The sequence below is a fragment of the Pseudoxanthomonas sangjuensis genome, assembly GCF_010211755.1.
Lineage (GTDB): Bacteria > Pseudomonadota > Gammaproteobacteria > Xanthomonadales > Xanthomonadaceae > Pseudoxanthomonas_A > Pseudoxanthomonas_A sangjuensis.
The window spans coordinates 26580-39943 of the sequence record NZ_PDWR01000017.1 but is presented as its reverse complement, the minus strand read 5'-3'; the positions used below and the strand labels follow the sequence as shown (position 1 = coordinate 39943).

Below are 13364 nucleotides of genomic sequence, written 5' to 3'. Positions count from 1 at the left end.
TGGATTGTTCCAGCGGATGACGGCATCAGGGCACGCCTGCGCCCGCGGCCGGCTCGACGCGGATGCGCCGCCACGTCGCATCGAACAGCGCGCCGGCATCGCGCGATGCCGGCAACTGTCGCGGCGGCACCGCGCGCCAGCCCGGGTTTCCGTGCTCGGCGACGATGAAGCGGAAGAAGTAGTCGGGCTCGCTGCCCATGCGCAAATCGCTGAGCACGAGCTCGCCATCGCGCAGCTCGGCCTTCTGGAATCCGTGGTTGAACCAGGTCAGCCGTTGCACGGTTGGAACAGCCCGTGCCGCGTCCAGCACGGTCGCGTCGCTGGCATGGCGCCGGAAGCGCATCGGCCCGCGGTCGGCGACGAGCGATCGGAAACCTTCGACGTAGCCGTCCGGGGTCATCGCGACCACCCGCCACAGCAGGGTGTTCATCGGCGTCGGCACCGAGAAGCGCGGCGCGACGCCGAGTCCCATCGCGACGAGGGAGCGTTGCGCCTCGCGCTCGACCAGCGCCTTGGCGACCAGCGACCAGCCGAGATAGGCGGTGCCGAGCGCGACGCCGGCCAGCAGCGCGCGCCGGCCGACGGAACTTTCGCGCGCGAACCACGCGACCACGCAGGCGGCGAACCACGGCAGGGTGAACAGCGGATCGACGATGAACAGGCTGCCGCCCATCAGCGGCCGCACCGGCAGCGGCCAGAACAGCTGGGTACCGTAGATGGTGAAGCTGTCGATCAGCGGGTGCGACATCAGGCAGGCGAAGATGGCCCACCACCAGCGCACCGGCGATTGCGCCACGCGCCCGCCGCGACGCTTGAACCAGGCCCACAATGCCCAGGCGACGAACGGCAGCACGAACCACGAATGCGTCGCCGCGCGATGGCTGGTCATCTGCGCGACCGGGTCGGCGAACAGGACCAGCGGGATCACGTCGAGGTCGGGCAAGGTATTGAGCGCGGCACCGGCCAGCAACGCGGCGCGGCGGTGCTGCTTCGGGGCGATGGCCGCGGCGATCGCGCCGCCGTAGAACAGGTGGGTGATCGAATCCATGCCTGAATGCTAGCAGGCCGGAATCCGCGCCCGACCGCCGACCGCGCGCATCGACGCAGCGGATGCGTGCCGATGCGGGTATCGTGGCGGCCGGCCTTTCCCGGAGCTGCCAACGATGAACCCGCGTCGCCGCCTGCTGATCGCTTCCGTCGCCATCGTCCCGTTCGCGCTGGCCGGATGCGCCGGCCTGGACACCATGGCCGCGCTGCTCGGCAACCAGTTCTCCCTGTCGCAGATGCAGATCCAGCAGTCGCTCAACGGCAACTTCCCGAAGCGCTACGACAAGCTGGGCGGACTGATATCGCTGAGCCTGATGAATCCGCGCCTGAGCATTCCGGCCGACAGCCATCGCATGCGCGTCGACTTCGACCTCGGCATCGGCACCTTCGGCGGCGGCAGCAAGCCCAATGGCCACTTCGCCCTGTCCAGCGGCGTGCGCTTCGACGCGCGCACGCTGGGCATCCACCTCGACCAGCCGGCGATCGAAAGCGTCGACGTACCGGCGCTGGGCGGCGCGATGAACTCGACCGTGCGCGGCGCGCTGAACGCCTGGCTGGCCGACTACTCGCGCGACGAGCCGATATACGAGTTCGACAACACCCTGCTCGGCCGCATCGGCTCGCGCCGGGTCGGCAGCACCGAGATCGCCAACGGGCAGGTGGTGGTCAAGCTGCAGTGACGCGCGGCCATCCGGCAGCGCAGCCGGTTGGCCGGGTTGTCGGCGGACACGGGGTCTTGAGGAAAGCGGCCGCGCAACCGCCACGGGAGCCGTTCGGCGAATCGCAGCTCCAGTGCCCGCATCGCGCCGGGGCTTCCCGGCCGCCCCCGGCGACCGTCCCGGTGGGGCGACCCGGGCCTGCGGTGCGACAGCGTCGCCGCGGCTTTGCGGCAACGCGGCGGCAAGCCGCCGTTTAACCCCGCTGCCATGCTGAACGGCGCACAATGCACGCCGCCGCGCGGCCGTGTATCATGCGCGCCCATCTTTTCATCCGAATAAAGGGATATAAGCCGATGTCCAGCTACCTCTTCACCTCGGAATCGGTCTCGGAAGGCCATCCGGACAAGATCGCCGACCAGATCTCCGATGCCGTGCTCGACGCCATCCTGGCCCAGGACAAGCGCGCCCGCGTGGCCTGCGAGACCCTGGTGAAGACCGGCGCGGCGATCGTCGCCGGCGAAGTGACCACCACCGCGTGGGTGGACATCGAGGCGCTGGCCCGCAGCGTGATCAACGGCATCGGCTACGACAATTCCGACGTCGGCTTCGACGGCCACACTTGCGCCATCATCAACATGCTCGGCAAGCAGTCGCCGGACATCAACCAGGGCGTCGACCGCAAGAAGCCGGAAGAACAGGGTGCGGGCGACCAGGGCCTGATGTTCGGCTATGCCTGCAACGAAGCCCCGGAATACATGCCGGCGCCGCTGTACTACAGCCACCGCCTGGTCGAGCAGCAGGCCAAGGTGCGCAAGAACGGCAAGCTGCCGTGGCTGCGCCCGGACGCCAAGTCGCAGGTCACCCTGCGCTACGACGGCAACAAGATCCTCGGCCTCGACGCCGTGGTCCTGTCGACCCAGCACGATCCGGACATCAAGCAGAAGGACCTGGTCGAAGCCGTGCGCGAAACCATCCTCAAGCCGGTGCTGCCGAAGAAGTGGCTGGAATCGCTGGCCAAGAACAAGGTGCACATCAACCCGACCGGCAAGTTCGTCATCGGCGGCCCGGTGGGCGACTGCGGCCTGACCGGCCGCAAGATCATCGTCGACACCTACGGCGGCATGGCCCGCCACGGCGGCGGCGCGTTCTCGGGCAAGGATCCGTCGAAGGTCGACCGTTCGGCCGCCTACGCCGCCCGCTACGTGGCCAAGAACATCGTCGCCGCCGGCCTGGCCGACAAGTGCGAAGTGCAGGTTTCCTACGCCATCGGCGTGGCCGAACCGACCAGCATCTCGGTCACCACCTTCGGCACCGGCAAGGTCGGCGACGACGTGATCGAAAAGCTGATCCGCAAGCACTTCGACCTGCGCCCCTACGGCATCACCCGGATGCTGGACCTGGAGCACCCGATCTACCAGGCCACCGCCAGCTACGGCCACTTCGGCCGCAAGCCGAAGGAAATCTCCTACGTCGACGGCGCCGGCAAGAAGCACACCGCCACCGCCTTCTCGTGGGAAAAGACCGACAAGGCCGAGGCGCTGCGTGCGGCGGCGAAGCTGAAGTAGGCGACACGCACCATCGCAACACCGGGACGGGCCGCGCAAGCGGCCCGTTTTCGTCGGGCGCCATTGGTTATGATCCCCACCATGTACACCCTCCTCATCGGCAACAAGAACTACTCTTCGTGGTCGCTGCGGCCGTGGCTTGCGCTGCGCGCGGCGGGCATTCCCTTCGCCGAGAAGAAGCTGTGGCTGGACACGCCGGAATTCGCCGCGCAGTTGCAGGGCCTCACCCCGGCGTTGCGCGTGCCGGTGCTGCTGGACGAAGGCTTCGCGGTGTGGGATTCGCTGGCGATCTGCGAATACGTGGCCGAACGCCACCCCGATGCCGGCCTGTGGCCCTCGGACGCAAGGGCGCGGGCGCGCGCCCGCTCGCTGGTCGCGCAGATGCACAGCGGCTTCGGCCAGCTGCGCTCCACCCTGCCGATGAACGTCGAGGCCAGCCTGCCGCACGTGGACGCGTCGCCCGCGCAGGCCGACATCGACGCCGTGCAGGCGCTGTGGCGCGACACGCGCGTGGAATTCGGAGGCAATGGCCCGTTCCTGTTCGGCCGGTTCTGCATTGCCGATGCCTTCTTCGCCCCGGTGGTGTCGCGCTTCGCCACTTACGCCATCCCCGCCGAAGGCGAAGCCCGCGCCTACCGCGATGCGGTGCTTGCCCTGCCCGCGATGCAGGACTGGTGCCGCGACGCGCGGGCCGAGGCCACCTTCGTCGCCATCGACGAACCGTACCGCACGCATCGCTGACGGCGGCGGGCCGCGCGCCGCCGGTACAATGGCGGCATGTCCCTGCTCCAACTCCAGCGCGTCGACTACGGCGTCGGCGGCCCCCTGCTGCTCGAACAAGTCGATCTTTCCATCGAGGCCGGCGAGCGCGTCTGCGTCGTCGGCCGCAACGGTGCCGGCAAGTCGACGTTGATGCGGCTGGTCGCCGGCGAGCTGCAGCCGGACGACGGCGAGGTCCGCCTGCAGTCCGGTACCGTCGTCGCGCGCATGGCGCAGGAAGTGCCGCAGGAAACGCACGGCACGGTGTTCGACGTGGTTGCGCAGGGACTCGGCGACCTCGGCGAACTGCTCGCCCGCTACCACCACGCGCTCGACGCCGGCGACATGCTGGCGCTGGGCGAGTTCCAGGCGCGGATCGAAGCGCGCCACGGCTGGGACCTGGACCGCCGCATCCAGCAGGTGATCGACCAGCTGGAACTGCCCGGCGCCGCCGATTTCGCCGCACTGTCGGGTGGCATGAAGCGCCGCGTGCTGCTGGCGCAGGCGCTGGCGCGCAAGCCCGACATCCTGCTGCTGGACGAGCCGACCAACCACCTCGACATCGAGGCGATCGCATGGCTGGAAGGTTTCCTGAAGTCGTTCGCCGGCAGCCTGGTCTTCGTCACCCACGACCGCAGCTTCCTGCGCGCGCTGGCCACGCGCATCGTCGAGATCGACCGCGGCCGGGTCACCAGCTGGCCCGGCGACTACGACAACTACCTGCGCCGGCGCGAGGAACGCCTGCACGCCGAGGCGATGGAAAACGAGCGCTTCGACAAGCTGCTGGCGCAGGAGGAAGTCTGGATCCGCCAGGGGATCAAGGCCCGGCGCACCCGCAACGAGGGCCGCGTGCGCGCGCTGAAGGCGATGCGCCGCGAACGCGCGCAACGCCGCGAGCTGTCCGGCAACGTCAGGATGGAAGTCGCCGAGGCGCAGGCGGGCGGACGCAAGGTGATCGAAGCCGCGCGGGTATCGCAGTCGTTCGGCGGCCGCGCGCTGCTGCGGGACGTCTCGACCACGATCATGCGCGGCGACCGCGTCGGCATCATCGGTCCCAACGGCGCCGGCAAGTCGACCCTGCTGAAGATCCTGCTCGGCGAACTCAAGCCGGATGCAGGCGAAGTGAAGCTCGGCACCGGCCTGCAGGTCGCCTACTTCGACCAGCACCGCAGCCAGCTGGACGAAACCCGCAACGCGCTGGAGAACGTCGCCGAGGGCCGCGACTACGTCGAGATCAACGGCAGCCGCAAGCACGCCATCGGCTACCTGCAGGATTTCCTGTTCACCCCCGAACGCGCCCGTGCGCCGATCACCCGCCTGTCCGGCGGCGAACGCAACCGCCTGCTGCTGGCGCGGCTGTTCGCGCAGCCGTCGAACTTGCTGGTCATGGACGAACCGACCAACGACCTCGACGTGGAGACGCTGGAGCTGCTCGAGGAGCTGCTGGCCGACTACAAGGGCACGCTGCTGCTGGTCAGCCACGACCGCGACTTCCTCGACAACGTGGTGACCAGCACGCTGGTGCTGGAAGGCGACGGCAAGCTGGGCGAATACGTCGGCGGCTATACCGATTGGCTGCGGCAGCGGCCCGCGCCCCTGGCGCCGAAGCCGGAAGCCGCTGCGACGCGGCCGGCCACGGCCCAGCCAACCGTGCCCGCCGAAGCCGCCGCCGCTTCGAAGAAGAAGCTGAGCTACAAGGACCAGCGCGAGCTGGAGCAACTCCCGGCCAGGATCGAAGCGCTCGAAGCCGACATCGCCGCACGCAGCGACGCGATGAACGACCCGGCCTTCTACCAGCAGGACAGCGCCGCGATCCTGGCCGCCAACCAGCAATTGGCCGGGCTGCAGGCGCAACTCGACGCGGCGTACGCGCGCTGGAGCGAGCTGGACGGCTGACCCGCCTCCCGGATGCACGGACCGGCCCCGATGCGCTAGCTTCGTGGCGTTCGACGAGAGGGAACGCGATGGACGACACCCGACCGCCGCAGGCCAGGTTCACGCTGCACGACGGCACGCGGCTGCAATGGCACGACTGGCCGGCGCCGCAACCGCGCGCGCGATTGCTGGTCGTGCACGGCCTCGGCGAACACGCCGGGCGTTACGCGCGACTCGCCGCCGATCTCAACGCGCTCGGCATCTCGGTGCGTGGCTTCGACCTGCGCGGGCACGGCCTGTCGGACGGCAGGCGCGGCGTGGTCCCGGCGCGCGAGGCCGCGTTGTCGCACGACCTGCTCGAAACCTTCGCCGCCTATGCCGCCGAAGGCGACGACCTGCCCTTCCTGCTCGGCCACAGCCTCGGCGGCCTGGTCGCCCTGCACGCGGTGGCCATGCTCGGCTTGCGGCCGCGCGGCCTCGTCGTTTCGTCGCCGGCATTGGCCACCCACGCCGGCCGTTTCGACCGCTGGCTGGCGCGCGCGCTGCTGCGCATTGCGCCAGACCTGGCCGTGGCCAACAAACTGGAAACCGGCCGCCTGTCGCACGATCCGGCGGTCGGGCCGGCCTACCGCAGCGACCCGTCCGTCCACGACCGCATCAGCGCGCGGCTGGCGCAGTACATCTTCGAGACCGGCCCACGGGCGATCGCCGCCGCGTCGCGACTGGCGGTGCCGACGCTGCTGCAGTTCGCCGGCAGCGACGCGCTGGTCGATCCGGCGGGCGCACGCGAATTCGCCGCACTGGCGCCGCCCACGCACCTGACCGCGCACGAGTATCCCGCGCTGTACCACGAGATCTACCACGAGGCCGAACCGGGACGCGGCGAAGTGCTGCGCGATCTCGGCGCGTGGCTGCGCGCCCGGCTTTGAAGCCCTCCCCCTCCTGCACGGGGCCGGACACGCGGGAACGCTGCATTTCATGGCGGCCCGCCGCCACGTTGACGGGCCATGGATTAGATTGTCGGTCCCCCTTGGATCGACACAGGAACCGCGCATGCCCAACGTTCCCACCCTGGCCTTTTCCGACGGCCGCAGGATCCCGCAATTCGGCCTCGGCGTGTTCCAGACCCCGGCCGACGAAACCGCGCAAGTGGTTGCCACCGCCTTCGGGCTGGGCTACCGCCACATCGACACCGCCGCGATCTACCGCAACGAGTCCGGCGTCGGCCAGGCGATCGCCGGCTCGGGCATTCCGCGCGACGAACTGTTCATCACCACCAAGCTGTGGAACGCCGACCAGGGCTACGACAGCGCCCTGCACGCGCTCGACAGCAGCCTCCTGAAGCTGAAACTCGATTACGTCGACCTGTACCTGATCCATTGGCCCTGCCCGGCCAACGGCAGGTTCGTCGACAGCTGGAAGGCACTGATCCAGGCGCAAAAGGACGGCAAGGCGAAATCCATTGGCGTGTCGAACTTCCGCATCGCCGACCTCGAGCGCATCGTCGGCGAGACCGGTGTGGCGCCGGTGGCGAACCAGATCGAACTGCACCCGCTGTTCCAGCAGGCGGAACTGCGCGAATACCACGCCCGGCACGGCATCGTCACCGAGTCGTGGAGCCCGCTGGCGCGCGGCGGCGAGCTGCTGGGCGACGCGACGCTGCAGGCCATCGCGGGAAAGCACGGCAAGAGCGTGGCGCAGGTCGTGCTGCGCTGGCACGTGCAGCTGGGGCTGGTCGTGTTCCCGAAGTCGGTGACGCCGTCGCGGATCAAGGAGAACATCGAAATCTTCGACTTCGAACTCGACGGCGACGACCTCGCCGCGATCGCCGGGCTGGACCGCGGACAACGGATCGGCCCGGATCCTGCGACGCTGAACTGATCCGGTCCAAGCCCCTCTCCCGCCGGGAGAGGAGTTGGGGTGAGGGTACGGCGAAGTCCACGATGATTCGGACGTCGCTGACTTCGCCATACCCTCATCCGCCCCTTCGGGGCACCTTCTCCCGGCGGGAGAAGGGAAAGATCACCCGGTGTTCTGCACGCCCTGCGACACGCCGTTGACGCTGGCGACCAGCGCGCGCAGCAGCTGGTCGTCCTCGCGGCCGGCATCGCGCCAGCGCTTGAGCAGGTCGACCTGCATCACGCTGATCGGGTCGACGTAGGGATTGCGCAGGCGGATCGACAGTTCCAGGCGCTGGTCGTGCTGCAGCAGGGTGTCGCTGCCGTTCAACGCCAGCACCCACTCGCGGGTCAGCGCGTGCTCGCGCTCGATGCGCGGGAAGAATTCGTCGTGCAGCGGCCCGGCCATGCGCGAGAACATCGCGGCGATGTCCATGTCGCCCTTGGCCAGCACCATCGCGATGTCGTCGAGGAAGATGCGGAAGAACGGCCAGTCGCGCGCCATCTCGCGCAGCGCATCCTCGCCGCCGGCATCGGCCAGCGCCTGCAGGCCGCTGCCGACGCCGTACCAGCCGGGGATCGCCGCGCGCGCCTGGCTCCACGCGAACACCCACGGGATCGCGCGCAGGTTCGACAGCGCGGCGTCCTGGCCGAGCCGGCGCGACGGGCGCGAGCCGAGGGTCATGCGCTCGATCACGTCGATGGGCGTGGCGCTGCGGAAGTAGTCCATGAAGCGCGGCGCGGCGACGAACTCGCGGTAGACGCGGCTGCTTTCCATCGCGACCTTGTTCATCGCCTCGCGCCAGCGCGCCTCGCGCGGTTCCGGCGGGCGCGGGCGCAGGCTGGCCAGCAGCACCGCGCCGGCGGCCTGCTCCAGCGAACGCAGCGCCAGCGCGCGGATCCCGTACTTGCGGTGGATCACCTCGCCCTGTTCGGTGACGCGCAGGCGCCCGTCGACGCTGCCGCGCGGCGAGGCGTCGACCGCGCGCGTGGTCTTGCCGCCGCCGCGGCTGATCGAACCGCCGCGGCCGTGGAAGAAGGTCAGCTTGATGCCCAGCTCGTTCGCCGCTTCCAGCAACTCGACCTGGCCGCGCTGCAAGCCCCAGCGCGACGCGGCGATGCCGCCGTCCTTGCCGCTGTCGGAATAGCCCAGCATCACCATCTGCACGCCGCCGCGCGCGGCCAGGTGCGCGCGGTAGACCGGGTCGGCGGCGAGGTCGCGCAGCACGTCCGGGCCGTGGCGCAGGTCGTCGACGGTTTCGAACAGCGGCGCGATGTCGAGCGGCACGTGGCCGTCGCCATCGACCAGGCCGCCGCGCCGCGCCAGCGCCAGCACGGTCAGCACGTCGGCGCGGTTGTGCGCCATGCTGATGATGTAGGCGCCGAGCGCGTCGCCGCCGTGGATGCGCCGCGCCTCGGCCAATGCGGCGAACACCGCGTCGAGCTTCGGGTTGCCCCCGGCATCGCTGGGCGGGAGGGCCTTCGCGCCGCTAGCGTAGTCGGCGAGCAGCGCGGCGCGCTCGACCGCGTCGCGGTCCTCCCAGCCGCCGTCGCCGAGCGCCGTGGCGACCGCACGCGCGTGCACGCTCGACTCCTGGCGCACGTCGAGCCGGGCCAGGTGGAAGCCGAAGGTGCGCACGCGCCACAGCAGGCGGCGCACCGAGAACCAGCCGGCATGCACGCCGCGATTGGCTTCCAGGCTGCGCAGGATCAGTTCGATGTCGGCGGCGAATTCGTCCGGCGCCGCGTAGCCGTGCGCCGCACCGTCGCGCGTGCCCCGCAGGCGCGCGCGCATCAGGTCGTTGAGCAGGCGGTACGGCATGTCGGCGTGGCGCGGGCGCGACAGCGAGGCGGACTGCGGGACCAGCGCGCGGTATTCGTCGATGCGCCGGCGCACCTCCGGCGCGACGTCGACGATCGTGTCCGACTGGCTCAGCAGCGTGGCCAGTTCGTCCATTTCCTTCAGGTACTTGCGCAGGATCGCGCGGCGCTGCGCCAGCAGGGTCTCGCGGATCGTGTCCGCGTCGACGTTCGGATTGCCGTCCATGTCGCCGCCGACCCAGGTGCCGAAGCGCAACAGGCGCGGCAGTTCGACCGTTTCGCCGTAAACCTCGCGCAACGCGGCTTCCAGCGTTTCGTAGAACACCGGCATCACCCGGTACAGCACCTCGGTCAGGTAGAAGCCGACGTGCTCGCGCTCGTCCTCCACGCCCGGCCGCACCGGCGACGAGTCCGCGGTCTGCCAGGCCGTGGTCAGCGCCATCCGGAAGCGCGCGGCGTCGACTTCCTTCTCGTGCGGGGTCAGGTGGTCGTCGAGGCCGTTGATCAGGCTCGCCGCCATCAGCTGCTCCTTGGTCAGCAGCGCGCGCCGCACCGCCTCGGTCGGGTGCGCGGTGAACACCGGCTCGATGTCGATGCGCGGCAGCCATGCGCGCAGCTCGTCCAGGCCGACGCCCTGCGCCTTCAGTTTGAGCAGGCTTTCGTGCACGCCTTCCGGCTGCGGCGCGCCGCCGCGGCGCTGGTAGTCGCGGCGGCGGCGGATGCGGTGCACGCGTTCGGCCAGGTTCACGACCTGGAAGTAGGGGCCGAAGGCGCGGATCAGCTGTTCGGCGTGCCGCGGCGACAGCCCCGCCAGCAGCCCGGCCAGCGACGCCATCGATCCGCCGTTCTGCCGCCGCGCCTGCTCGCGCCGGGCGATCGCGGTGGTGCGCACGCGCTCGACTTCGGCGAGGAACTCCGGCGACGCCTGTTCGGCCAGCATGTCGCCGACCCAGGCGCCGAGCCTGCGCACGTCCTCGCGCAACGGGATGTCGACGGCGGCGAATTCGAGGGGGCGCTCTGCGGAGGGGCGGCTGGCGTTCATCGGGTTCGCAGTGGGGGCTCGCGGAAAGAAGGGCGGACGCGGCGCGGCTCGCACGGAGCGGCGCCAATCGCAGACCAGTTACAGGCCATTTGCTGCATGGCAGCGAACCACTGCAAGCCTACCCAAACCCTTCCGGCAAAGCATTTATCGTTTCATCCGCAACAAGAGATATAATGCCGCGTCCCCGCCGAGGGGCGCTGCGACCGTCGTATGTGGATCCCTCCACGGGAGTTCGTGCATCCATGCGCGGACTTCCTATCTACCCGGCCAGGCTCGGCGACATGACTTCGCAACAACGGCGCCCGTAATGTCTGAGCCATGCCGGCTCGCCACTACGGAGAAATGCCATGAACGCGCAAGTGAAAACCTTCTCGACCGAGGGCGACTACAAGGTCGCCGACATCAAGCTGGCCGACTGGGGCCGCAAGGAACTGGACATCGCCGAGCACGAGATGCCGGGCCTGATGTCGATCCGCAAGAAATACGCCGCGACCCGGCCGCTCGATGGCGTGCGCGTGACCGGTTCGCTGCACATGACCATCCAGACCGCGGTGCTGATCGAGACGCTGAAGGACATCGGCGCCGACGTGCGCTGGGCCTCGTGCAACATCTTCTCGACCCAGGACCACGCCGCCGCCGCGATCGCCGCGACCGGCACGCCGGTGTTCGCGTGGAAGGGCGAGACGCTGGAGGAATACTGGGACTGCACGCTGGACGCGCTGACCTTCAAGGCCGCCGACGGCACCCTGCTCGGCCCGCAGCTGGTCGTCGACGACGGCGGCGACGTGACCCTGCTGATCCACAAGGGCTACGAGCTCGAGAACGGTTCGGACTGGGTCGATTCGCCCTCGTCCAGCCACGAGGAGCAGGTGATCAAGAACCTGCTCAAGCGCGTCGCCAAGGAGCGCCCCGGCTACTGGCACCGCGTGGTGCAGGACTGGAAGGGCGTGTCCGAGGAAACCACCACCGGCGTGCACCGCCTGTACCAGCTGGCCGAGGCCGGCAAGCTGCTGGTGCCGGCGATCAACGTCAACGACTCGGTCACCAAGTCGAAGTTCGACAACCTGTACGGCTGCCGCGAATCGCTGGCCGACGGCCTGAAGCGCGCGATGGACGTGATGCTGGCCGGCAAGGTCGCGGTGGTCTGCGGCTACGGCGACGTCGGCAAGGGTTCGGCGCACTCGCTGCGCGCCTACGGCGCCCGCGTGATCGTCACCGAGATCGACCCGATCTGCGCGCTGCAGGCGGCGATGGAAGGCTACGAGGTGAAGACGGTCGAGGACACCCTCGGCATCGCCGACATCTACGTCACCACCACCGGCAACAAGGACATCATCACCCTGGCGCACATGAAGGCGATGAAGGACCAGGCCATCGTCTGCAACATCGGCCACTTCGACAACGAGATCCAGGTCGACGCGCTGTACGCCTCGGGCGCGAAGAAGACCAACATCAAGCCGCAGGTCGACAAGTTCACCTTCGACGACGGCAAGGCGATCTTCCTGCTGGCCGAGGGCCGCCTGGTCAACCTGGGCTGCGCCACCGGCCACCCGAGCTTCGTCATGTCGAACTCGTTCTCGAACCAGACCCTGGCGCAGATCGACCTGTGGGCGAACAAGGACTTCTACGACCCGAAGGTCTACATCCTGCCGAAGAAGCTGGACGAGGAAGTCGCCCGCCTGCACCTGGAGAAGATCGGCGTGAAGCTCACCAAGCTCACGCAGGCGCAGGCCGATTACCTCGGCGTGAAGGTGGACGGCCCGTTCAAGCCGGACCACTACCGCTACTGATCGATGCGAACGGGCGGCTTCGGCCGCCCGTTTCCTTCCCGTTCCGCACGAGGCATGGCGATGGCAGCGGTTCCGCTTTCCTTCGAGTTCTACCCACCGAAAAACGACGAACAGCGCGCGCAGCTCGACCGCACCGCGGCCAGGCTGAAGGAATACGCGCCCGAATACGTGTCCTGCACCTTCGGCGCCGGCGGTTCGACGCTGAGCTACACGTCGGAAACGGTCCGCCACCTGAAGCAGGACCACGGCTTCGATGCGGCGCCGCACCTGTCCTGCGTCGGCGGCACGCGCGAGCAGATCCGCGAGCTGCTGAAGCTGTACCGCGCGATCGGCTGCAGGCGCATCGTCGCGCTGCGCGGCGACCTGCCCTCGGGCATGGGCCATCCGGGCGACCTGCGCTATGCGTCGGAACTGGTCGGATTCATCCGCGCCGAACACGGCGACCATTTCCGCATCGAGGTCGCCGCGTACCCGGAAACCCATCCGCAGGCGGACGACGCGCTGAGGGACCTGCAGCATTTCAAGGCCAAGGTCGATGCCGGCGCGGACGGCGCGATCACCCAGTACTTCTACAACGCCGACGCCTATTTCGGTTTCGTCGATGCGGTGCGCAAGCTGGGCGTGGACCTCCCGATCGTGCCCGGGATCATGCCGATCTCGAACTTCAGCCAGCTGCGCCGCTTCTCCGAGCAGTGCGGCGCCGAGATCCCGCGCTGGATCGTGAAGCGCATGCAGGCCTACGGCGACGACGCCGACGGCATCCGCGAATTCGGCGCCGACGTGGTCGCGAAGCTGTGCGAGCGGCTGGTGGCGGGCGGCGCACCGGCGCTGCACTTCTACGCGCTGAACCTGGCCCGGCCGACCCAGGCGGTATTGGCGCGGCTGGACTGAATCCCGCCCGGCGCGGC

General features: G+C 69.2%; 10 protein-coding genes and 1 riboswitch. Of the genes, 8 read left to right on the top strand and 2 right to left on the bottom strand.

All coding sequences use genetic code 11. From position 1 onward, the window contains the following. Positions 1 to 25: 25 nt before the first annotated feature. Entirely contained in the window at positions 26 to 1048 is a 1023-nt protein-coding gene (locus tag CSC71_RS10195; protein WP_162374271.1) for a metal-dependent hydrolase, read from the bottom strand. Positions 1049 to 1163: 115 nt separating this feature from the next. On the opposite strand from CSC71_RS10195, the gene CSC71_RS10190 reads away from it, so the two are divergent. The 6 genes from CSC71_RS10190 (at position 1164) to CSC71_RS10165 (ending at position 7786) form a co-directional block, all read left to right on the top strand. Then, positions 1164 to 1727 (top strand): YceB family lipoprotein, encoded by a 564-nt coding sequence (locus CSC71_RS10190; RefSeq protein ID WP_162374270.1) that lies wholly within the window; start codon positions 1164 to 1166, stop codon positions 1725 to 1727. Positions 1728 to 2059: 332 nt separating this feature from the next. Continuing rightward, a complete protein-coding gene (gene metK / locus CSC71_RS10185; RefSeq protein WP_162374269.1) occupies positions 2060 to 3271 on the top strand; it encodes a methionine adenosyltransferase in 1212 nt (403 codons plus the stop codon). A gap of 81 nt (positions 3272 to 3352) precedes the next feature. After that, the gene (locus CSC71_RS10180; protein WP_162374268.1) at positions 3353 to 4012 is read left to right on the top strand and encodes a glutathione S-transferase family protein; all 660 of its coding nucleotides are present in this window, start codon (positions 3353 to 3355) and stop codon (positions 4010 to 4012) included. A 36-nt stretch (positions 4013 to 4048) separates the two neighbouring features. Then, positions 4049 to 5926: an ATP-binding cassette domain-containing protein gene (locus CSC71_RS10175; RefSeq protein WP_162374267.1), complete on the top strand. Its 1878-nt coding sequence runs from the start codon at positions 4049 to 4051 to the stop codon at positions 5924 to 5926. A 68-nt stretch (positions 5927 to 5994) separates the two neighbouring features. Further along, positions 5995 to 6834 carry an alpha/beta hydrolase gene (locus tag CSC71_RS10170; RefSeq protein WP_162374266.1) on the top strand — a complete coding sequence of 280 codons (840 nt, stop codon included), beginning with the start codon at positions 5995 to 5997 and terminating at the stop codon, positions 6832 to 6834. 124 nt (positions 6835 to 6958) lie between these two features. After that, positions 6959 to 7786, top strand: a complete 828-nt coding sequence (locus tag CSC71_RS10165; RefSeq protein WP_162374265.1) for an aldo/keto reductase — start codon at positions 6959 to 6961, stop codon at positions 7784 to 7786. A gap of 141 nt (positions 7787 to 7927) precedes the next feature. Here the strand turns inward: CSC71_RS10165 and ppc are convergent, their stop codons facing one another. Further along, entirely contained in the window at positions 7928 to 10666 is a 2739-nt protein-coding gene (gene ppc / locus CSC71_RS10160; RefSeq protein WP_162374264.1) for a phosphoenolpyruvate carboxylase, read from the bottom strand. Positions 10667 to 10849: 183 nt separating this feature from the next. After that, a riboswitch (S-adenosyl-L-homocysteine riboswitch) is annotated at positions 10850 to 10977 on the top strand. Between the two features lie 36 nt (positions 10978 to 11013). Between ppc and ahcY the strand changes: the two genes are divergently transcribed. Further along, complete coding sequence (gene ahcY / locus CSC71_RS10155) at positions 11014 to 12456, top strand: adenosylhomocysteinase (protein WP_162374263.1); 1443 nt, start codon at positions 11014 to 11016, stop codon at positions 12454 to 12456. 60 nt (positions 12457 to 12516) lie between these two features. Then, positions 12517 to 13347, top strand: a complete 831-nt coding sequence (metF, locus tag CSC71_RS10150) for a methylenetetrahydrofolate reductase [NAD(P)H] (RefSeq protein WP_162374262.1) — start codon at positions 12517 to 12519, stop codon at positions 13345 to 13347. Positions 13348 to 13364 lie beyond the last annotated feature (17 nt).

What these genes read in the sequence shown, in the direction of transcription:
- CSC71_RS10195 (WP_162374271.1), bottom strand. Translation starts at nt 1,048, where the DNA reads ATGGATTCGATCACCCACCTGTTCTACGGCGGCGCGATCGCCGCGGCC.
- CSC71_RS10190 (WP_162374270.1), top strand. Translation starts at nt 1,164, where the DNA reads ATGAACCCGCGTCGCCGCCTGCTGATCGCTTCCGTCGCCATCGTCCCG.
- metK (WP_162374269.1), top strand. Translation starts at nt 2,060, where the DNA reads ATGTCCAGCTACCTCTTCACCTCGGAATCGGTCTCGGAAGGCCATCCG.
- CSC71_RS10180 (WP_162374268.1), top strand. Translation starts at nt 3,353, where the DNA reads ATGTACACCCTCCTCATCGGCAACAAGAACTACTCTTCGTGGTCGCTG.
- CSC71_RS10175 (WP_162374267.1), top strand. Translation starts at nt 4,049, where the DNA reads ATGTCCCTGCTCCAACTCCAGCGCGTCGACTACGGCGTCGGCGGCCCC.
- CSC71_RS10170 (WP_162374266.1), top strand. Translation starts at nt 5,995, where the DNA reads ATGGACGACACCCGACCGCCGCAGGCCAGGTTCACGCTGCACGACGGC.
- CSC71_RS10165 (WP_162374265.1), top strand. Translation starts at nt 6,959, where the DNA reads ATGCCCAACGTTCCCACCCTGGCCTTTTCCGACGGCCGCAGGATCCCG.
- ppc (WP_162374264.1), bottom strand. Translation starts at nt 10,666, where the DNA reads ATGAACGCCAGCCGCCCCTCCGCAGAGCGCCCCCTCGAATTCGCCGCC.
- ahcY (WP_162374263.1), top strand. Translation starts at nt 11,014, where the DNA reads ATGAACGCGCAAGTGAAAACCTTCTCGACCGAGGGCGACTACAAGGTC.
- metF (WP_162374262.1), top strand. Translation starts at nt 12,517, where the DNA reads ATGGCAGCGGTTCCGCTTTCCTTCGAGTTCTACCCACCGAAAAACGAC.